General features: G+C 48.4%; 18 protein-coding genes. 9 read left to right on the top strand and 9 right to left on the bottom strand.

Going from position 1 to position 20,823, the window contains the following annotated elements; all coding sequences use genetic code 11:
• Positions 1 to 5 precede the first annotated feature (5 nt).
• The 5 genes from AOG36_RS04440 to AOG36_RS04420 form a co-directional block, all read right to left on the bottom strand.
• A complete protein-coding gene (locus AOG36_RS04440; protein ID WP_015106848.1) occupies positions 6 to 1,655 on the bottom strand; it encodes a cation acetate symporter in 1,650 nt (549 codons plus the stop codon).
• Complete coding sequence (locus tag AOG36_RS04435) at positions 1,642 to 1,974, bottom strand: DUF485 domain-containing protein (RefSeq protein ID WP_015106849.1); 333 nt, start codon at positions 1,972 to 1,974, stop codon at positions 1,642 to 1,644. Before AOG36_RS04435 ends, AOG36_RS04440 begins: the two co-directional genes overlap by 14 nt.
• 177 nt (positions 1,975 to 2,151) lie before the next feature.
• The gene (locus AOG36_RS04430; RefSeq protein WP_015106850.1) at positions 2,152 to 3,687 is read right to left on the bottom strand and encodes a mechanosensitive ion channel domain-containing protein; all 1,536 of its coding nucleotides are present in this window, start codon (positions 3,685 to 3,687) and stop codon (positions 2,152 to 2,154) included.
• Entirely contained in the window at positions 3,674 to 4,699 is a 1,026-nt protein-coding gene (gene aroB / locus AOG36_RS04425) for a 3-dehydroquinate synthase (RefSeq protein WP_015106851.1), read from the bottom strand. Before aroB ends, AOG36_RS04430 begins: the two co-directional genes overlap by 14 nt.
• A 3-nt stretch (positions 4,700 to 4,702) precedes the next feature.
• Entirely contained in the window at positions 4,703 to 6,115 is a 1,413-nt protein-coding gene (locus AOG36_RS04420; protein WP_015106852.1) for a COG3400 family protein, read from the bottom strand.
• Between the two features lie 53 nt (positions 6,116 to 6,168).
• Here AOG36_RS04420 and tgt point away from each other — a divergent pair, with 53 nt between their 5' ends.
• Positions 6,169 to 7,272: a tRNA guanosine(34) transglycosylase Tgt gene (tgt, locus tag AOG36_RS04415; RefSeq protein WP_015106853.1), complete on the top strand. Its 1,104-nt coding sequence runs from the start codon at positions 6,169 to 6,171 to the stop codon at positions 7,270 to 7,272.
• Here the strand turns inward: tgt and ftsZ are convergent.
• Genes ftsZ through AOG36_RS04400 form a run of 3 tightly spaced genes read right to left on the bottom strand, consistent with a single transcriptional unit; the run spans position 7,269 to position 11,228 of the window.
• Positions 7,269 to 8,399, bottom strand: a complete 1,131-nt coding sequence (gene ftsZ, locus AOG36_RS04410; RefSeq protein ID WP_053825706.1) for a cell division protein FtsZ — start codon at positions 8,397 to 8,399, stop codon at positions 7,269 to 7,271. The genes tgt and ftsZ overlap by 4 nt on opposite strands.
• A 16-nt stretch (positions 8,400 to 8,415) precedes the next feature.
• The gene (gene ftsA, locus AOG36_RS04405) at positions 8,416 to 9,783 is read right to left on the bottom strand and encodes a cell division protein FtsA (protein ID WP_015106855.1); all 1,368 of its coding nucleotides are present in this window, start codon (positions 9,781 to 9,783) and stop codon (positions 8,416 to 8,418) included.
• Positions 9,780 to 11,228, bottom strand: coding sequence for a peptidylprolyl isomerase (locus tag AOG36_RS04400; RefSeq protein WP_015106856.1), 1,449 nt, complete (start codon positions 11,226 to 11,228; stop codon positions 9,780 to 9,782). The genes ftsA and AOG36_RS04400 overlap by 4 nt, the downstream gene beginning before the upstream one ends.
• A 117-nt stretch (positions 11,229 to 11,345) precedes the next feature.
• Here AOG36_RS04400 and AOG36_RS04395 point away from each other — a divergent pair, with 117 nt between their 5' ends.
• From AOG36_RS04395 to AOG36_RS04360, 8 genes are read left to right on the top strand one after another with little or no spacing between them, the layout of a single operon-like run.
• Complete coding sequence (locus AOG36_RS04395) at positions 11,346 to 12,635, top strand: adenosylmethionine--8-amino-7-oxononanoate transaminase (protein ID WP_015106857.1); 1,290 nt, start codon at positions 11,346 to 11,348, stop codon at positions 12,633 to 12,635.
• 54 nt (positions 12,636 to 12,689) lie between these two features.
• Complete coding sequence (gene pyrH, locus AOG36_RS04390) at positions 12,690 to 13,415, top strand: UMP kinase (protein ID WP_053825607.1); 726 nt, start codon at positions 12,690 to 12,692, stop codon at positions 13,413 to 13,415.
• A gap of 16 nt (positions 13,416 to 13,431) precedes the next feature.
• Complete coding sequence (locus AOG36_RS04385) at positions 13,432 to 13,647, top strand: DNA-directed RNA polymerase subunit omega (protein ID WP_015106859.1); 216 nt, start codon at positions 13,432 to 13,434, stop codon at positions 13,645 to 13,647.
• Positions 13,634 to 15,955: a RelA/SpoT family protein gene (locus AOG36_RS04380; RefSeq protein WP_053825606.1), complete on the top strand. Its 2,322-nt coding sequence runs from the start codon at positions 13,634 to 13,636 to the stop codon at positions 15,953 to 15,955. The genes AOG36_RS04385 and AOG36_RS04380 overlap by 14 nt, the downstream gene beginning before the upstream one ends.
• A 9-nt stretch (positions 15,956 to 15,964) precedes the next feature.
• The gene (gene tyrS / locus AOG36_RS04375) at positions 15,965 to 17,167 is read left to right on the top strand and encodes a tyrosine--tRNA ligase (RefSeq protein ID WP_015106861.1); all 1,203 of its coding nucleotides are present in this window, start codon (positions 15,965 to 15,967) and stop codon (positions 17,165 to 17,167) included.
• 10 nt (positions 17,168 to 17,177) lie between these two features.
• Positions 17,178 to 18,269: a nitronate monooxygenase gene (locus tag AOG36_RS04370; protein ID WP_015106862.1), complete on the top strand. Its 1,092-nt coding sequence runs from the start codon at positions 17,178 to 17,180 to the stop codon at positions 18,267 to 18,269.
• 2 nt (positions 18,270 to 18,271) lie between these two features.
• Positions 18,272 to 19,345, top strand: a complete 1,074-nt coding sequence (locus tag AOG36_RS04365) for an N-acetylmuramoyl-L-alanine amidase family protein (protein ID WP_015106863.1) — start codon at positions 18,272 to 18,274, stop codon at positions 19,343 to 19,345.
• On the top strand, positions 19,345 to 20,094 hold the full coding sequence (locus AOG36_RS04360; protein WP_015106864.1) for a hypothetical protein: 750 nt from the start codon (positions 19,345 to 19,347) through the stop codon (positions 20,092 to 20,094). Before AOG36_RS04365 ends, AOG36_RS04360 begins: the two co-directional genes overlap by 1 nt.
• On the opposite strand, the gene AOG36_RS04355 is transcribed toward AOG36_RS04360, so the two are convergent.
• Positions 20,081 to 20,773 (bottom strand): MqnA/MqnD/SBP family protein, encoded by a 693-nt coding sequence (locus AOG36_RS04355; RefSeq protein ID WP_053825604.1) that lies wholly within the window; start codon positions 20,771 to 20,773, stop codon positions 20,081 to 20,083. The genes AOG36_RS04360 and AOG36_RS04355 overlap by 14 nt on opposite strands.
• Between the last annotated feature and the right edge of the window lie 50 nt (positions 20,774 to 20,823).

Below are 20,823 nucleotides of genomic sequence, written 5' to 3'. Positions count from 1 at the left end.
GCCTCCTAATGTGTGCTTGCGCTAGAAATGCCCACGCCGCTTTGTGCCCTAAAATCTTGCGCGCTAAAGCCCGCCCTGTCCATCTGTGCTCGTGGGCTCTTGTCGCATTTGGATATGACAAAGATCAAGATAAAAGTCAAGGGCATGGAAAACAAGGCGGGGTGATCGTAAGGAAAGAGGGCGTGTGTGTGCCCTAGACTTTTCACCCAAATACTTGGGCTTAAAACCACCATCCCCACCACCGCCAGCCAGCCGATGAGCCCTCCCCAAAAAGCCCCCTTCGTGGTGAGATTCTTCCAATAAATGCTCAAAAATAAAATGGGGAAATTCACGCTCGCGGCGATCCCAAAGGCCAAGCCCACCATGAAGGCGACATTTTGGTTTTCAAAGACCAAGCCTAGCACAATCGCCAAAAGCCCGATCGCAATCGTTGCCCCCTTAGTGACGCGCATTTCTAGCTTGGAATCGCATTGCCCATTTTTGATCGCATGCACGAATAAATCATGCCCGATTGCCCCCGCTCCTGAGATTGCCAGCCCTGAAACCACCGCTAAAATTGTAGCAAAGGCGACCGCTGAAATGAAGCCTAGGAACACATTGCCCCCGATCACGCCTGCTAGATTGATCGCCACCATGTTTTTTACCCCATTATAAACCCCATTAGGCCCGACAAACTCGGGGCGGGTGTAGAGCAGAGCGATTGCCCCAAAGCCAATGATAAAAGTCAAAATATAAAAGTAGCCGATCAAAGTCGTGGCGTAAAAAACCGATTTGCGCGCCTCTTTTGCGTCCTTGACCGTGAAAAAACGCATCAAAATATGGGGCAAACCCGCCGTGCCAAACATCAAAGCCAGCCCCAAAGAAATCGCCGCCGTAGTGTTGGGTAAAAATGTCCCCGGGCCCATGATCGCCTCGCCCCTAGGGTGGTGCTTGATCGCTTGGGAAAAGTAGTGGCTAAGATTAAACTTGGTTAAGTATAAGATCATCACTGCCATGAAGGTCGCCCCCAACAGCAGCAAGATCGCTTTAATGATCTGCACCCAAGTGGTGGCGTGCATGCCCCCAAAGGCAACATAACAGATCATCAACACTCCCACCAAGACCACCGCCACGCTATAAGGCAGGCCAAAGAGGAGTTGTATAAGCTGGCCTGCCCCCACCATTTGGGCGATCAAATAAAAGATCACTACGCTGAGTGCTGAGATAGCCGATAGGATGCGGATGGGCTTGGCTTCTAGGCGGTAGGCGGTGATGTCGGCGAAGGTGAATTTGCCTAGATTACGGAATTTCTCAGCGATCAAGAATAAAATGATAGGCCAGCCCACCAAAAAGCCCACAGAGTAAATCAAGCCATCAAAACCATTGGTAAAGACTAGGGCGGTGATTCCTAAAAAACTCGCCGCGCTCATAAAGTCGCCCGCGATCGCAGTGCCGTTTTGTAGCCCCGTGATGCTCCCCCCGGCGGTGTAAAACCCACTCGCGCTTTGGCTTTTCTTGCTGGAGTAGTAGGTGATGCATAGCGTGCTGAGCACAAAGATGGCAAACATCGCCACGGCGGTGTGGTTGAACCCTTGTTTATGCACCTGCATATTCTCTAACCCAGCCCCGCTAAGGACACCAAGCCCGCTTAAAAAGATCAAACTAATGCGTGCCATGCGTGCCATTTTGCAACTCCTGCAGTGCCCCGCTCTCTTTGAGCTTATCTAAAATTTGCGCTTGGCGGGTGTCAAAATGCTCGTTGGCTAAAAAAGTGTAAATCCCCGTGAGCGCGATGCAAAGCACAATCAAAAACATCCCCGCCACAATACCCAGCGTGATCGCGCTAGGCCCTAGGCGGTAGGCGAGCACTTGGGGAAAGAGCCCGATCCCTAGCACAAATAGGTAGTAACACACAAAGACCACCCCCGCCAAGACCCACGAAACCCGTTGGCGTAACGCCACAAATGCCCGAAACTCGGCGATTACTTTCTCCATTGCACATCCATAAAAATTTTAACCATGTTAGCTAGATTTGATAACCACACACCACAATTTAAGGGCGTAAGCGGGGCAAGCAGTACTTTTGGGGGGATTGGTAACGCTTTTTAGAGGGTAGTTTCTAAAAAGAGGAGGCGGGGCAAGCGGGCATAGACATCAAGCCCCCATATGGCGTTAAACACCTGTGCCTGGTGCATCGCTCTGCTTTTCTTGTTTTGTTTGCATTTCCTTTAGGGTGGGGCTTAAAAAGACATCGTTTGTTTTTAAAAAGGCCTGCACAATAGCACTGGTGATCTGCGAGCGCAAGGAGAGCGTAGCATAGGCGTTGGTGAGGTAGGACACATACAAACGCAAGCCGTCCTTTTCTGTCATCAAAAAGACTTTGGGCTCGGTCTCAATGGAGCGTAGAGCGTATTTAGTGCGCATTTTAGTGAGCTGCACAGCAGTGGTTTGACTAAACTCTTTAGAATACTTGGCGGCGATTTGGGCGGCGATTTCTTGGGCTTTTTCTTGGTTGGAGTCGAAGGTTAAAAAGAAATCCACACTGTCCCACATGGTCTTTAGCCCCAAGTGGCTGTAGTTGGTGAGCATGCCATTGAAAATGCAGTTATTGGGAACAAAGACAATGCGCCCGGCTTGCCCATTGTTTTTAAGGTAGGTAGTGGGCGTTACAGCCTCAAATAAAGTGATGTAGAGCATAGAGATGTCGAGCACATCGCCCACATACACGCTCGTGTCCTTAGACACCGTAACCCGATCGCCCACATGCACACTGCCTTTTAAAATGATGGTAAGCCAGCCAAGCACGCTCATAAACAAGTCGCGCATGGCAATGGCAAAGCCCGCGCCCACGAAACCGAGCATGGTAAAAAGGTAGGACACATTTTCTAAATAGGCAAAAAGGAAGATGAGCACCACCACATTGGCGTTGATGAAGTTGATGGCTTTGTTGATGGTGTAGGCGCGCTCATCGTTGTATAGGTATTTATGGCTGAGGTGCTTTAACACCCACGCCACAACCACGCTCGCACACACAATCAGCAGGACATAAAATAGTTTAAACAACTGGTCTTTGATTTGCGCCTTGATGGCTTGGGTGGTTTCCTCCATGTCCTTGCTATAGGCATCTAGGCTGGCCTTTAATAAACTCTGCGCGTTTTCAAATTCAATTTGCTTCACCTTTTGGGCATATAGGGAGGCTTCCCATTTGCTAGGCTCTAGGTTCTGCAGTTCTTGCAAGATTTTAAGTTCTTCGTAGATCGTAGCCACGATTTGGGCGAGTGCCTTTTGATGTTGCTCTAGAGCGGCAAGTTTGGCGTGCATGGCTTTAATGAAGGACAAGCCCGTAACGATGGCTAGGGGACTGTTGATATTAGGCACATTGGCGATGGAGGGCTTTTCTATCAAACCTTTAAATGGGTTGCTCTTGTAGGGTTCTAATAACTTTTCTTGGTGTTGCAGGGCCTGTAGGCTGTGTTTTAAGCTGTTGGCCTCTAAGCTATTGCTATCAAGCTTTTTGAGGCTGTTTTGGATTTTAGCGATCTCTAAAGAGATTTTTCCATAGTCCTCAAAGTTTTTATACTTTTGTAGCCATATGCTGTCTGTCTTTTCAAGCTTTTTATTAAGACTATCTAGCTTTTGGGTAAGCTCTGGCACACTCTGGGCAAAGAGCAGTCCAAAGAGCAATAAAAACACACTAAAGCCACGCATGGAGTGCCTTCTGGACGATATTTTGATCGATGCCCTCTTGCGCCACAAAGTTGCCTAAACCTTTTGGCAAAATAAAACAAATGCTCTTATTATTCTTTTTATCCATTTGTAAATCCTTGTAAAAACTCTCAAAATTGGCAATGCGGTAGGGCAAATCTAGTCCATAGGTTTGCAGCAACGCTTGTATGCGCTCCTTAGTATCCTGCTCTAGTAGTCCAAGTTTGAGTGCTAAGGCGTTTGCCATTTGCATGCCAATCGCCACTGCCTCGCCATGTAAATGCGTACTGTACGCCCCCGCCTTTTCAATGGCATGCGCGAAGGTGTGCCCGTAATTGAGTCCCATGCGTGGTCCATCTTCCCTTTCATCAAGTGCCACAACCTTAGCCTTGATCGCCACGCTTTTGTAAATGCCCATCTCTAAATGCTGTTCTAAGGGATGGCTTTCTAGCCATTTAAAATAATCCGCATCAAAACACACGGCTTTTTTAATCATCTCGGCAACGCCCGCTTTAAACTCTCGTTTAGGCAAGGTGTTTAAAAATATGGGATCGATGTGAACTGCTCTTGGGGGATGAAACGCCCCGATTAAATTCTTGCCATATTTGTTGTTGATCCCCGTCTTGCCCCCCACGCTCGCATCCACTTGGGCTAATAGTGTGGTCGGCACGATTTGAAAAGCAATGCCCCTTTTATAAATGGCACTGGCAAAGCCCACCATATCGCTCACCACCCCCCCACCCAAAGCCAACATGCAATCCTTGCGGCTCAAATTGGCTTGAAAAGCGGATTCTAGGATATTTTCCACACTTTGCCATGTTTTAAACTCCTCTCCGCTGGGCAAAACATGTGTGAAAATGTGCGGGGCTTGTAGATTCTTTAAAAGCGTGTCTAAATGCAAGGGGGCGGCTATGGAGTCGCTCACCACCAACACCTTGCCCATATGGGCGATTGGCTCTAAAGCACCAATACGCACTGGATAGCTAAAATCCTTGGTCTGTACCTCTAATTGCATGGGTCACTCCACCACGGGGATAAACATTTGGGGGTGATTGTCGTTTAAAAACACCACTCGTTCCAACTTGGCGAAAAACAGCCCCCAAAAGGGGTTTTTGGTGATGCACGATTCAAAGGGTAAAAATTGCAAAATCGGGGTTTCAAGACTCTTTAAAAATAGCATGGGGTTTTTGCTTTGGGTACGGATCACTTTGATTTTCCTATTATAAATGTGGGATAGATAGCGGTAATTTTGGATCACCTCAACATTATAGCGTTTGTCCGGGTCAAAATCGTAGAGCAACATTTTTAAATTCATCTGTGCGCACACATCAAACATCACAGAGGAAATATCCTCATTGCCCTCCATGCTTTGGTTCAGTACCACAAGGCTTTTTTGTAGCCCCTTTAGCCCTGTGGCGTTGGTTTTAAAAATGGGGCTTACGCTCTCAAACAACGCTTTGCGGTTCTCTTGGCGTTTAAAAAGCTCTTTGCCCACCACCACAAGTCCGATTTTCTTTTGGCTATCCTTTCTTAGCTTGGTGGCAAAACTCAAACCTCTAAAGTCCAACACCACCCGAATACTCCTATCTTCAATGGTGCGGATTTGCTCGATCGTGGCGGGGTCTGTGGGGTTTAACACATGGATATAAAGCATTGCGCTTTTTAGCTGGCGATGCAACACCAAGGCTTGGTCTATATCTCGTTGCATGGCCTCTTTGCTCTGCAAACACATGTCAAGGTATAAATAGAAATCGCGCCCAAAAGGCACGGGAAACTGCCCTACATTGCTTTTCACCTGCAAATAGACATTATTTAAAGTTTCAGGATTGCCTGCCACCAAGAGCTGATCTCGTGGTTGGATCACCATAGAAGGGTGGCTTAAATAAAAGCCATTTTTGCGATAAACCCCCACAATGCGGTAATCCTTTTGGCGCAAAGAGCCTATGTGGCGGTAAGCAAAGACGCTCCCAAAAGGCACGCCAATCTCCATAAGCTCGCCCTGCTCTAGCCCAAAGCCCTGCGGGACACTAGGTACATTGGGGATTTTGGCAATGAATTTATTGGCGATGATTTCACTCGGGTTTAAGAGCACCACCCGCTCATCCTTCACCCCCTCCCACTTTTGCGCCAAGCTCACAAGGCGCACTTCTTTATTCTTCTGCCTAATGATCTCACATACAGCCTGCTGCTCTTGAACATTCTCTAGTAACACAAAGGCATCGCTCACATGGGCATCTATGAGCGGGTTTAAGCGATAGGCGGAAGTGGGGTCAAAGACATGTACCTCAAAGGTGCTGGGTAAACTTGGGGGCAGGCACTCGGGGGACTTGGTGATGACTAAGTAAAAATTATTGCTAAAATACTTGGAGACCACCAATTCCATGAATTTTTTGGCGATCCCGCCCTCCACAATCAAAGCAACTTTCTTCAACCCGCATTTCCCGACATTTTCGGCTATTATAACCAAAAAGATCAAGGTTAAAAATGGATTTTACCCTAAATGGCACAGACAAAAAAGCACGGGCGGGGGCCTTAAAACTAGCGCATGGCGTGGTGCCAACTCCCATTTTTATGCCCGTAGGTACCCAGGCGAGTGTGAAAAGCCTAGACGCACTAGATTTACAAATACACTTAAAAGCCCCCATTATTTTAGGCAACACCTACCATCTATACTTAAGGCCGGGGGCAGACTTGATTTGCAAGCTGGGTGGGTTGCACGGCTTTAGTCAATTTCAGGGCAATTTTTTAACCGACAGCGGGGGCTTTCAAGCCTTTTCTTTAAAGCACAACACCAAAGAGCACGCCGAGGGCATCGTGTTCAAATCCCACATTGATGGTAGTTTGCATCTCTTCACTCCCCAAAAGGTGCTCGACATCCAATATGCCCTAAACAGCGACATTTGCATGGTGCTAGACGACTTAGTGGGCTTGCCCGCCCCCTTTGATCGCCTAAAACTAGCCGTAGAAAAAACCACCAAATGGGCGCAAAGCAGTCTCAAACACCATAAAACCCACGCGAGGGCAAGCAACCACATTTTTGCCATTGTGCAGGGTGGAACTGACTTTAATTTACGCCGCCAAAGTGCATTAGAGCTAGGGGAGTTGGATTTTGATGGCTATGCAATCGGGGGGCTGGCGGTGGGCGAGAGCGCGCACGAGATGCAAGAAACCATCGCCCACACTACAGAGTTTCTAACCCCTCATAGGCCCCGCTACTTAATGGGCGTGGGTACACCACAGGATATTTTAAACGCCATTGAGCTGGGAGTGGATATGTTTGACTGCGTGATGCCCACAAGAAACGCGCGCAATGGTACACTTTTTACAAGCCTTGGCAAGCTTTCTATTAAGGCGCAGGCGCAAAAAGCAAGCGAAGAGCCCCTAGACCCTAAATGTGGGTGTTACACCTGTAAACACTATTCTAAAGCCTACTTACACCACTTGTTTAAGGCTAGGGAGTTGCTTTACTTTCGTTTAGCAAGTTTGCATAACTTGTATTTTTATTTAGACTTGGTGCGGGGGGCTAGGGAAGCGATTTTAAAGGGGGCGTATGCGGACTATAAAGCCCGTATGCTAGAGTTTTATTAGTCCTTTTGATGGCGCAGGTAGGCGGGGATATCTAGGTCGATATTTTGGTAGTCATCCCCGCTAGCTAAACGCAAACCCCCCAGGGTGCTTTTGGATAAGTTGGGTGTGTGGCCCTCAGACTTGTGCTCGGGTTTTGGCTCCTCTTGTTTCTCAAAACCGGTGGCAACAATCGTGACTTTAATTTGGTCTGTGGGCATGTTGACTGAGGTGCATTTACCAAAGATGATGTCCGCATCGTCATCTGCCATGTCGCCCAAAATACCTACGGATGCTGTGATCTCGGCTAGGGGGTAATCGGGGTGACACTCAAAGTTCACCAAAACCCCCATTGCCCCATTGATGGAAATGTTGTCAAAGAGAGGCGAAGTGATCGCGTTTTCCACCGCCACCGTGGCAGCATTCACCCCAGTCGCCTCACCAATACCCATCAATGCCAAGCCCTTATGCCCCATCACGGTTTTCAAGTCGGCAAAGTCCACATTGATGTCGTTTTCGCCGTAATTGATGATTACCCCAGAAATGCCATTCACGGCTTTAGCAAGGACATTATCCACCTCTTTAAAGCTGTCCTTCATGCCCATATTTTTATCAATGAAACCCACCAATCTTTCATTGGGGATCACCACGATGGAATCGCTGACCGCCTTTAATTCCTTCAAGCCCTCTTCGGCGATTTTGGCGCGCTTCTTGCCCTCAAAATTAAAGGGCTTGGTAACAACTGAAACGGTCAGTGCCCCCGCATCCTTAGCCACCTGGGCGATCACAGGAGCTGCCCCTGTGCCCGTGCCTCCACCAAGCCCTGCTGAGATAAAGACAATGTCCGCCCCGCTCACCACTTCTTTGATTGCCTCGATACACTCTTGGGCGGCCTGTTTGCCAATCTCGGGCTTCATCCCAGCCCCTCTACCTCCCGTGAGTTTTTCACCCAAACGGATTTTATTTTTCGCACTCGAGGATTTAAGGGCCTGTCCATCTGTATTTGCCACAATCAAGGTGATATCCTTGTAAGTACCCGTGGCAATCAGGTGGGCGATCATGTTCGAGCCCCCGCCCCCCACGCCGATCACGACGATCTTTGCCCCATTGGTTTCAAAAATCTCTTCTACACCTATGTCTTCATGCGCCATTGCCACAACTCATCCTTTAAAATAACTTGGAGAACCAGTCCAAAAAACCCCCTTTTTTGGGCATCTCAGGAGCTGGTATTATATCCTTTTTTCTTTCTTTTACACTCTCGTTAGCACCCGTATTCTTAAGATTCGTTAAATCCGCTTCAATGTAATTGCGCTCTTGGGTGTAGGTGAAACCGGCGGGTAGAGCCTGCTTGTTTTCCTTGTAACGGATCGTTTTTTCCGAGTCTTTTTCGTAATTCGTGTGCTTGCCCGCCCCGTATAAAATGAGCCCAATTGCCACTGAGCTTGTGGGGTCTTTAAGTTCCTCCGACAAACCGCTAAGCTCCACCGGCTTGGCAATGCGTACGGGGATGTTGCCAAAGATTACAGAGGCGACATTTCTAATCCCCTCCACATGCGTCATGCCACCGGTCAGCACCACGCCCCTGCGGATGCTGTCTTTCAAATTGCTTTTAATCAAGCGGCGGTTCAAAACATCAAAGGTTTCCACCACCCTAGCCCTAATGATGTTGTGCACGAGCTGTAAAGAGAGGCGGTTTTTCTTGTTCTCTGCCCCGATGTCCGGCACCTCGATCTCTTGATCGCTCTCTTCTGCCATGAGATTGCCGTACTGCCTTTTGATGTACTCGGCTGTGCCCAAAGGTACTTCTAGCACGCTGGCTAAATCATCCCTGATGTGCTCCGAGCCCACATTTAAGTAGTTGTTAAAGCACATAGAACCCCCCTCATAGACCATCATATTGCAAGTGCCCCCGCCTAGATCGATGCACGCCACACCTAGGGCCTTGTCGTCCTCGTTAAGTACTGCAATGGATGCCGCGTAGGCACTTAAAACGACATTTTCGATTTTCACGCCCGCAATTTGGATCGTGCGGCGTAAATTCTCCAAACTGCTGCGCTGCACCGTGACGATGTGTGTGGACACTTCTAGCCTAGAGCCGCTCATGCCCATGGGGTCTTCAATGTTGTCTTGGCTGTCTAGTTTGAATTGGTAGGGCAGAATGTGGATCACTTCATAGCCCGTGGGGATGTGTGCACTGTGCAAAGCGGTGTCGAGCACGCGGTTAATTTCTTTGAGTGTGATTTCATTGTTGGGGACATTGATGAGCCCCGCGCTGTTCACGCTCTGCGTACACGCCCCAGAGATGGACACGATCGCCTTTTCCACAAAGGCAAGCCCGGCCATGCGTTTCGCGTCTTCGATCGCTTGTTTGACGATCTCGCCGGCTTGGCTGATGTTGCTGATATTGCCCTTTTTCACGCCCTCGGATTTATGCACGCTCACACCGATCACCTGTGGCGTGCCATCCTTGATCTCGGCGATGATGGCGCAAATCTTGCTCGAGCCAATATCTACGCCCAAAACGATAGGATTCAAGGGTGACTCCTAGCGTATAGGGTGATTTTATAGCGTTGTTTCAACATGGCGATCAGAGCCCCATCTAGGGCTTGGGCTTTAAGGTTTTGTACCATTTGTTGTAAATAGGCAGTGTTTTTTACTTGGTGTTTGAAATCTTGGGCATAGACCTTATACAGCACCGCCCTAGGGCCCTCCAAGAGCGCAAAGCCTTCTTGGTAGGGGTGTTTAAAGATGTAATCCACGAGGGCTTTAGAGGGCTTTTTGCCCAAGTCGTGGATGTTGCCCTTAAAGTCTAAATTCAATAGCCCGATGTCGCTGCCCTTGAAGGTGGGCAACTTTTGCAGAGCTTCTTTTTTAAGCTCCTTAATTTGCGCCTCTATTTGTAAGATTTGGACGATCTTTGCGCGAGCCTCGGCAAAGCTCTCAAGTGCGCTTGCGTTTTTTGCCACAAGTTTTAAGACCACCCACCCCTCTTTGTAGGGCAGGGGTTTTAACACCTCACCCACCCGCATGGACTCGATTTTTTTATTGATGTCCTCGCCGTAAGGCAGGGTGGTGAAGGTTTCGCTTTCGGCTTTAAGCTGCCCCTTTTTTAAGGCGAGGTAGTCTTTGAGGGCCTGCTCTTTAGCTCTGTCGCTGTTGTAGTCTTGGCGCACCTGTTTTTCCACCTTACTGAACTCTTGGGGCTTGCCCTGCAGGGTGTATTGCTCTTTGTGCTTGTTAAAATAGCTTTTTAAATCGCTCTCTTTGGGGGTTTCTTTGGGAGTAACCTGCACGCTGACTAGGGTGTAGCTCGTGGGCTTTTTGTAGTCTTGTTTGTGGTCGTTGTAGTAGACCCTAAGGCTCTCTTCTTTTAAAGGGATTTCTTTAGGCTCGAGCACCTCAATACGCACCCGATCTTGCAAACTTAAAGGGAGCATGAACGATTCTTGCTCTAGGGGGGTTATGGCTTGGGGGAATAGGGAGGCGATTTTTTTAAGCAGGAGGGTGTTTTTCACATTGTCTTCAAAGGCAGCGGGGCGGAAGTTGTTTTCTTGTAGGAGTTTTTTATACAGCCCTTCGTCAAAATGCCCGTCTCTTTGGAAGAGTTCACTTTTTTGAATCTCGGCGACAATCTCGCTATCGCTCACCCCCAGCCCCAAATCTAGGGCAAAGTTTTTTAGTAGGGCTTGGTTGATGAGCACATTCAAGGCGTTGTGCTCCAGTCCTAGGGCTTTGATCTCTTTTTCGCTCAAGTCTTTAAAATTGGGGATGGATTGGCTGTAAATGTCTAAGAGTTGCTTATGTTCTCTAGCCAGCTCTTCTTGGCTAATGGAAATCTGCCCCACCTTTGCCACGCTCCCGCCCGCCAAAGAGAAGTTATACTGCCCCCAGCCGATCATGCCTGCAGCCACAAAAGCGACGGTGCTGATCCAAATTGTCACCACCAAATACTTTTTGTGCTTTTGCATCCACGAAATCATAGACCCTTACCCTTGTTACGCAATTTCACCACAAGTGTCAATTTTATAAGAATTTCACTAAAATATTTCTAAATTTTTTATCTTTCAGGCTAAAAATGCCGATTTAGAGGGTTTTGTATGCCAAGTAATGCTGAATGGCACGCTTTAGACTTTAAACACATTTGGCACCCGTGTAGCCAAATGCACGACTATGAAAATCTACCCCTACTGCCTATCAAGTCCGCTAGAGGGGTGTATCTTTACGACTTTGAGGGTAGGCACTACATCGATGGGATCAGCTCTTGGTGGGTGAATTTATTTGGGCATAACCACCCCTACATCAACCAAAAGCTTAAAGAGCAAGTCGAGCAATTAGAGCATGTGTTGTTGGCAGGGCTCACCCACCCCCAGGCCATTAATTTAGCTACGAGATTGTGCGCGCTAAGCGGATTTGACAAGTGCTTTTTTGCCGACAATGGCTCAGCGGGCGTGGAGGTGGCACTGAAGATGAGCTACCATAGCCACCTGCTCGAGGGCAAACAAAAATCAAAATTCCTCTCACTGGAAAATGGCTACCACGGCGAAACTTTGGGGGCGTTAAGCGTGGGGGGTGTGGGGCTGTATAAGGACACCTACAAGGGCATTTTTTGCGCGCAATTGCAAACCCCCGTGCCTAAAGACGAGGCGGACATTGCTAGAGCCTTACACGCCCTAGAGCAGATTTTAGATAGGGAGTCTCACAATCTGAGTGCTTTCATTTTAGAGCCCTTGATCCAGTGTGCGGGCAACATGCATTTTTACAGCGCGGATTTTGTCAAACAAGCCACGCAAATGTGCCAAGAGCGGGGAGTCTTGGTGATCTTTGATGAGATCGCGGTGGGCTTTGGGCGCACGGGCGCGCTTTTTGCCTACCAGCAATGTGGCGTGAAACCCGATTTTTTATGTTTGTCTAAGGGGATCACGGGAGGGTATTTGCCCTTAGCGGTGGTGCTCACAAGCGATCACATTTATCACAAATTCTACGCCCCCTATGAACAGGATAAAAGCTTTTTGCACTCGCACAGCTACACGGGCAATGCCTTGGCCTGCGCCTGCGCCAACGCCACTTTAGACTTGTTTGAGCAGGGCGTGGTGGAGCAAAACAAGGTGCTTAGTAATTTTATCTATGCGTGCATGCAAGAGCAATTAGCAGGGCTAAGGGGGGTGAAAAACTTGCGCAAGTGTGGCATGGTCTTTGCCTTTGAGCTGGAGGGCTATCAGGGCAGCCAACGCCTAAGCCTTGCGGTGTTTCAAAAGGGCTTAGAACTGGGGCTACTTTTACGCCCCTTAGCCAACACCATTTACTTCATGCCCGCTTACATAATCAGCCAACAGGAAGTCCTTGAAAGCGTGGAGGCGATGGCGGGCGTGGTGCGTGCCTTGACTTAAGGCTATTTCTTGTAAGATACAATCTTTTGGCATTTATAGAATCGAAGGGAGTTTATGCAAAGCAAGGAACACTCTAAAAAGCGTGTGTTGGTGAAGTTTTCGGGGGAAGCGTTGGCGGGGGATACCAATTTTGGGATCGACATCCAGATTTTAAGTTACATCGCTAAAGAGATCAAAATGCTTGCCGACAACGGCATTGAAATCGGCATCGTGATCGGAGGGGGCAACATCATCCGGGGGGTGAGCGCGGCTAAGGGGGGGATCATTCGGCGCACAAGCGGGGATTACATGGGCATGTTGGCGACAGTGATCAATGCGGTTGCGATGCAAGAAGCCCTAGAGCACATGGGGCTGGATGTGCGGGTGCAAAGCGCGGTGGAGATCCAAGAGGTGTGCGAAACCTACATCCACCGCAAGGCCATTCGGCATTTAGAAAAGGGGCGGATCGTGATCTTTGCGGCGGGCACGGGCAATCCCTTTTTCACCACTGACACCGCCGCTACACTACGCGCAATCGAGATCGGGGCGGATTTGATCGTCAAAGCCACGAAGGTGGATGGGATTTACGACAAAGACCCGCATAAGTTTGAAGATGCTCAAAAAATCGATGTCATGGGCTATAATGAAGCCTTGATCGGCAATATTGAAGTGATGGACGACACCGCCATCTCTTTGGCCAAAGATAATAAACTGCCCATCGTGGTCTGCAACATGTTTAAAAAAGACAATTTGTTGCATGTGATTAAAGACCAACAGGGCGTGTTTTCTATGGTGAAGTAACAAAAAAGGAGCACAGATGCGAACAGAAGAAATTGTGGCTAAGGCTTTGGATAAGGTTAATGGGGATCGCTACATTCTCTCTAATTTGATCTTTTCACGCGTCAAGCAGTTAGGCGCTGGGGTGCAACCCCTTGTGGCGATGGACACCAAAACCCACAAGCCCACCGATATTGCCATTTGCGAAATTGCAGAGGGGAAAATCGGTCTTGACTCCATTGATGAAAGACTCTAAACCGCCCCACTATGGCAGATTAAGCGAAGTCTTAGAAATCGTTAAGGACATTGAGAGTCCTAAAGGGGCGGTTGCTGTCTTAAAAAACATCACCGCCATCACCCCCAAAATCCAAGAAGCCCTCGATTTAGCCACCCACTACCACACAGGCCAAAAGCGTAAAGGGGGCGCGCCCTACATCACCCACCCCATTTGTGTAGCGAGCATTGTCGCTTTTTGTGGGGGGGATGAGGCGATGATCTGTGCCTCTCTCTTGCACGATGTCGTGGAGGACACACCCTGCGAACTTCAAGAAATTTTAGACAAATTTGGCGAGGATGTAGCAAATTTAGTGGATGCGCTCACCAAAATCACCGAAATTCGCAAGGAGGAACTCGCCTTTGACCCTGAAAACCCCCATTTGCTCTTGACAGCCCTCACCTTTAGGAAAATCCTCGTGAGTGCCATTAAGGACCCCAGGGCTTTAGTGGTGAAAGTCAGCGACCGCCTGCACAACATGCTAACTCTAGACGCTTTGCCTAGAAACAAGCAAATCCGCATTTCTAAGGAGACCATCGCTGTTTATGCCCCAATTGCTAGCCGCCTAGGGATGTCCTCTATTAAAAATGAACTTGAGGATAAATGTTTTTATTACATTTATCCTCACGAATACCAAAGCATCCAGGACTATTTAGAGCAGAGCAAACAAGCCCTATTTTTAAAACTCAACCAATTTGCGGGTAAATTAGAGAAAATGTTTTATGAGGGGGGCTTTAGTGAAGGGGATTTTAAAATCGCCACACGGATTAAACGCCCTTACTCCATCTATTTGAAAATGCAGAGAAAAGGGGCTGTGAACAAGGATGAGATTTTAGATTTAATGGCGGTGCGGGTATTGGTCAAAACCCCCCTAGAGTGCTATAAAATCCTAGGCATCGTGCACTTGCACTTCAAGCCCATTGTGTCGCGCTTTAAAGACCATATCGCCCTGCCTAAAGAAAATGGCTACCAAACGATCCACACCACCATTTTTGACGAATCAAACATCTATGAAGTCCAAATCCGCACCTTTGACATGCACCTAGGAGCGGAGTATGGCAATTCGGCACATTGGAAGTATAAGGCCGGGGGTGTGGAGAGTGAACATTTAAAATGGCTGCACAACCTTAAATACCAAAGCGAAGAGTCTAAAGAAAACCCCCAGGAGTTTTACGAACTGGTGCAAAACGATGTGCTTTATCGTGAAGACATTGTGGTGTTTTCGCCCAGCGGGGACAGCTACACTCTGCCTGCCGAGTCGATCGTGCTCGACTTCGCCTACATGATCCATAGCGAACTGGGCGACAAGGCCCAAACCGCCTTTGTCAACAACAAAGAAGTGAAGTTGAATGTGAAGCTAAGGAGCGGGGATGTGGTGAAAATCATCAAGGGCGAAGAAAGCACCCCCCGTTTCACCCTGATCAACCAACTCCGTACCACGCGGGCCAAGAACCACTTAGAACGCTTACAAAAGAACCGCCTCAAAGAGATCGATATAAAAAGCATGGTGAACATTTTAAACACCATCTTCGAAACCCCCATTTTTGGCACAGAGATCGGGCCAAAGCAATACGCCGCCTTTGAAAAAAAGCTCGCTGAGCACGGCGTGGAGGGGAGTTTGAGCGAGGCGATCAAAAGCATTGAGGGGGTAAAAAAGCTCGTGGAACAAATCCAGGAGAAGGTACAAGAACACCCCCGTCCCCACCACAAACAAGAGCAAAAGCAATTTGGCTTTTTGATGAAAAATCTCATGCAATTTAAATTTGGGCGTATTTTGGGCTTACCCGCCCCCCACATCGGGTTGAAAAAATGCGACTTGGACCATTTTATCGTGTATACTAACCCCCACACCCAAATCAAACAAGTGATTTTTAACGATTGTTGCCACCCCAAAAAGGGCGATGATATCGTGGCAGTCATACCCAGCATTAAAGAGCATAAGGTTGTGGTACACACCAAGGTTTGCAAGGTGGGGCATGCCGATATTAATGTGGGTTTGCCAATGGTTTTTATCAGTTGGAGTAAGAAGGACAAGGAGATTTACAAAATCAACATTTATATCGGCAGCACCAGGGATAGTCTTTTACAAGTGCTCAACTTTTTGAACAAAAACGACTGTAACATTGTAAAGATCCAGTACGCCAGCCATGGGCAATACTCCACGAGTTGCGAGATTCTCTTTGAATACACGGGCAAGAGAGAGATTGGGGAGTTTAAGGACATGCTCACCCACAAATATAAAGACCGCCTTACAGAGTTTATAAGTATCAAAGATGCCTATCAGGATTAAAGGATGGATATGAGCGTTACAGAAGCAATGTCAGATATTACAAGAGGCATGAGCGAGTGCATCGGTTTGGAGTATCTGCAAAGTCTCGTGGAGAAGTTTTATGCCACCGGAGAGCGTTTTAGTGCCAAGGCGGGCTTTGATCCTACCGCTCCCGATTTGCACCTAGGGCATGCCGTGCTTTTAAACAAGCTCGCCACCTTGCAAAAACACGGCGCAAGGGTGCAGTTTGTGATTGGGGACTTCACCGCCACCATCGGCGATCCCAGCGGCAAGAGCGAAACGCGCAAAATTTTAAGCTTTGAGGAAGTGTTGCAAAACGCCAAAACCTATAAACAGCAGGTATTTAAAATCCTAGACCCCGCCTTAACCGATGTGTGTTTCAATTCCAAGTGGCTGCGCCCGCTGGGCGCGGAGGGCTTGCTGGTATTGACTTCTAAATTCTCAGTGGCTAGAATGCTAGAAAGAGATGATTTTGAGAAACGCCACAAAGAGAAAAAGCCCATCAGCATGGTTGAGTTTATGTATCCGCTTTTACAAGGTTACGACTCGGTGGCACTGCAGTGCGACATTGAGCTGGGGGGCAATGACCAAAAGTTTAACTTGCTCGTGGGGCGGTTCTTACAAAGGGCGTATGGGCTCTCTAAAGAGCAGGGCGTGCTGACCATGCCCCTTTTGGAGGGCTTGGATGGGGTAGCTAAGATGAGTAAGAGTTTAGGCAACTATATCGGCGTGAGCGAAGAGCCAAAGAGCATGTATGCCAAACTTTTAAGCATCAGCGATACCCTCATGTGGCGTTACTATGAGCTCTTAAGCAGTAAAACAAGTGCCCAAATTGCCGCGCTTAAAAGTGGTGTAGAAAAAAGGGATTTGCACCCCAAAGCGGTGAAAGAGGATTTAGCCCTAGAGATCACCGCCCGTCTGCACTCTACAGAATTAGCCAACGAAGCTAAAGCCACCTTTGACTTGATCTTTAGCCAAAAGCAAATCCCTAGCGATTTGGCGCAAATGGAGTTTAGCGCGGGGGTTTGGATCGCCCAAGTGCTCAAAGAGGCGGGTTTAAGCCCCTCTACCTCCCAGGCTAGGCGCGACATCAAGGCGGGGGGCGTGAAGATCGACCAAGAAGTGCTCTTAGACGAACAATTTTGCTTTGCCCCGGGCACTTATGTGGTGCAAGTGGGCAAGCGCAAATTTTTAAAAGCCATCATCCACTAAAGCAGGACACATGATTTCCACATTAAAACCGCTCAAAATCGGTAAGCATACCATCCAATACCCCATATTTCAAGGGGGCATGGGCGTGGGGATTAGTTGGGACGAATTAGCCGGCAGTGCCGCCAAAGAGGGCGTTTTAGGCGTGATCTCAGCGGTGGGCACAGGCTATTACAAGAACATGCGTTTTGTGGAGAAAATCATCGCCAAAAAACCCTTTGAAGCCTTGAACTTCTACTCCAAGCAGGCCCTGAATGAAATTTTTAAAAACGCCCGTAAAATCTGTGGCTCTAAGCCCTTGGGTGCAAATATCCTACACGCCATCAACGAATACGGGCGGGTTGTAAGGGACGCTTGCGAAGCAGGGGCTAATGTCATCATCACCGGCGCAGGGTTGCCCACCAACATGCCCGAATTTACCAAAGACTTTCCTAATGTCGCTTTAATCCCCATCATCTCCTCCATCAAAGCTTTGCAGATCATCTGCAAGCGCTGGAGCGCGCGCTATAAGAAAGTCCCCGATGCCGTGATTGTAGAAGGGCCTTTGAGCGGCGGACATCAGGGCTTTAAATACGAAGATTGTTTTAAAGAAGAGTTTCAGCTAGAAAATTTGGTCCCAGGCATTGTGGAGGCGGCTAAAGAGTGGGGGGACATCCCCATCATCGCCGCGGGGGGCATTTGGGATAGAAAGGACATAGACACCATGCTAAGTCTTGGGGCGAGCGGGGTACAAATGGCGACTAGATTTTTAGGCACGAAAGAGTGCGATGCTAAAGCTTACGCCGAGATTTTGCCCGCCTTGAAAAAAGAGGACATTTTATTGGTGAAATCTCCCGTGGGCTATCCGGCCAGAGCCATCAACACAGGCGTTTTAGAGCGCATTAAAGAGGGCAACGCCCCTAAAATCGCCTGCGTGAGCAATTGCGTGAGCCCTTGCAATCGAGGGGAAGAGGCGCGCAAGGTGGGTTATTGCATCGCCGATGGGCTCGGGCGCGCCCATCAGGGCAACCGCGCCGAGGGACTGTATTTCACGGGGGCCAATGGATACCGCATCGATAAAATCATCAGTGTCCATGAGCTGGTGCAAGAGTTGATCCAAGGCTAAAGGTGCGCTTCCTTTTCCTTTGCCTTTTTGTCTGCACCCTAGGTGCCCATGAGCTTAAAATCGTCGATGTCGTGCCTTTTGGAGTGAGCTCGTTTCGCATCACCTTCAACAAGCCCATCAACCGCCATGCGGTGCAAGAAACCCGTCTTGCTCATTTTAAGGCCTTGTTACGGGTGCAAGCCCAGCTTCAGCCCCCACCTAGACGCTACCACTTCGCTAACAGGAGTACTGTTAAAATCGCCCACTACCATAAAACCACGCGAATTTGGATCACTTGGAACAAGAACACCACTTACAGTTATAAAATCGCCCACAACCATTTATATATCTTCATCCAAACCCACCCTTTAGTGCGCCAAAATGTACGGATTTTAGAGCCTAACCCCAAGGAGTTGAAACAGTTTAAGGTGGTGATCGATCCCGGGCATGGCGGACATGACTGCGGGGCACTGGGGGTAAATCATGTTTGTGAAAAACGCATTGTGCTTGCCGTAGCTAAGGACTTACAACAAGAATTGATTAAACGGGGTTATAAGGTTTATATGACGCGTAAAAAAGATGTGTATATCAGCCTGAAAGCCCGCACTGAATTTGCCAACAACAAAAACGCCGACTTGTTTATCTCTATACACGCCAATTCGATCCCCAAGAGTGCCCCCACTAACCCCGAGGGCATCGAAACCTATTTTCTCTCCACCGCTAGGAGTGAGCGGGCGCGCAAGGTCGCCGAGCAAGAAAACCAAGACGATGTCAAAGTCATGGATTATTTCTCCAAACTTTCTTTCTTAAACTCCCTTAATTCCCAACGGCTCATCATCTCTAATAAACTTGCCATTGATGTGCAGTTTGGGATATTGAATAAATTGCGGCAACATTATAAGGGCGTGGTGGATGGGGGCGTTAGAGAGGGGCCCTTTTGGGTGCTGGCAGGGGCACTCATGCCATCTATTTTGATTGAGATTGGCTACAACTCCAACCCCAAAGAATCCAAGCGCATCCAAGACAAACGCTATGAGCAATGGCTCGCCCAGGGGATTGCCGATGGTGTGCAAAGTTTCATTAGCAAAAACTACTGATGTATAAACCCACTCGCTGCCAAATGCTGCTCTCCTCGCTCTTTTTTGTGCTCTTTGTGATCACGGCTTTAGCCCTGCTTAGCACAAGCTTTAGTCACTCGTTCGCACAATTTTTTAGCATTTTAAACAAGGGCTTTTACAGACCCTTAATTTGGGGGTTTTATTTATGCGGGGCTGCGCTCTCCTTGGTATATCTACTGCGCTCTTTGTGGCACAAAGAGGAGCATGTCCGCGCTAAATTCATAGCCCTAGCCAGTGGCGCACTTTTTATTGGTCTGTGCTTACACCCCCCAAGCCCTAGCCCGCTTGAAGGTTTTTTACTCTCCTTATTCTTTTTCATTACCTTTGGGGTATTAGGACTGGGGCGTTTCTTACTCAAGTGGCAAGACAGCCAGACAGCGCGATCTTTGCTTTTTTTTGCTCCCTCGCTCAACACCTGTTTATTTTTTCTCTTTGCCTCCAGTTTGCAAAGCTACCTATTGACACTAAACTGGCTTACCTGCGGGGATTTTGCGCTCTTTTGTCTGTGGCTTGCGGGCTTGCTGTTCGTGCTCTCTCAGTGTCCCCATTATTTTGGGCTTTACGAATACACGAATTTATGGGTCTTGGGGGCGGGGATTTTAATCTTTTTACTCAGTGCACCCACGCTCTTTCAGGTCGAGCGTTTCAACGAAGCCCGCCTAAGCTTTTATGTGCTGGGGGTTTTAAGCTGGCTTGCTGAGTGGATGCTACGCCCTAAAAGCGTCTAGGTCTGGGGGCGCGTTTTAGGCGCACTTGGCGGTAAAAACAACGCAAAGAAAACTCTTCTTTGGGGTGCACCCGATATAAAATGTGTTTGAGATAGTGCAGAATTTGCGCCCGATTAAGCCCGCTTTGCTTGGCTCTTTGCTCTAGGATGTAGTGGGGGATTTTCATAGATCTTTTGTAAAAAGCTTTTGCCATTTGTTGGTAGAACGCCCCGTGTGCTTGGTAGCAAAAACGCCCAAAAACAAAGGGCAACTGGGTGCGCTCATACCACAACGAGGCTAAATCCACGAAGTCGGGCTTGGGCTGTGGCTGGTGATAAAAACGCAGGGCTTTATCCCCGATTAAAACCTGCCCCTTAATCCCCAAAACAAGGCATAGGGCATTAGAAGTCGCCGATTGCGTGTCAAAGCCCGCCTCTTTGAGTACCACCAGCACGCTGAGCACTTTTTTATTGCCAATGATGGCGCAGGGAGTAACTTGTTTTTTACGCCAAGAGGCATAGCCGGCAATGGAGGAGATGAAGCCCGCATCGATGCGCCGTAAGAGAAAATCTTTATTCAGCCTTGCCGGGTAGGTCTTTCTGTGGTTTAGAAATTGTTTAAAAGTCGAGGGAGTTGGGTAGCCCTTGATGAAAATATCAAAGGGCAGGAGGTTTAAATAATCGATTTTACCAAAGCGCATGCCAAACCTTTTTACACAATCTAGCCCGCCAAGCCACAACATAGACTTTG

Origin of the sequence: Helicobacter heilmannii (assembly GCF_001283065.1) — a bacterium.
Lineage (GTDB): Bacteria > Campylobacterota > Campylobacteria > Campylobacterales > Helicobacteraceae > Helicobacter > Helicobacter heilmannii.
This window is presented reverse-complemented; position numbering and strand designations above follow the sequence as displayed.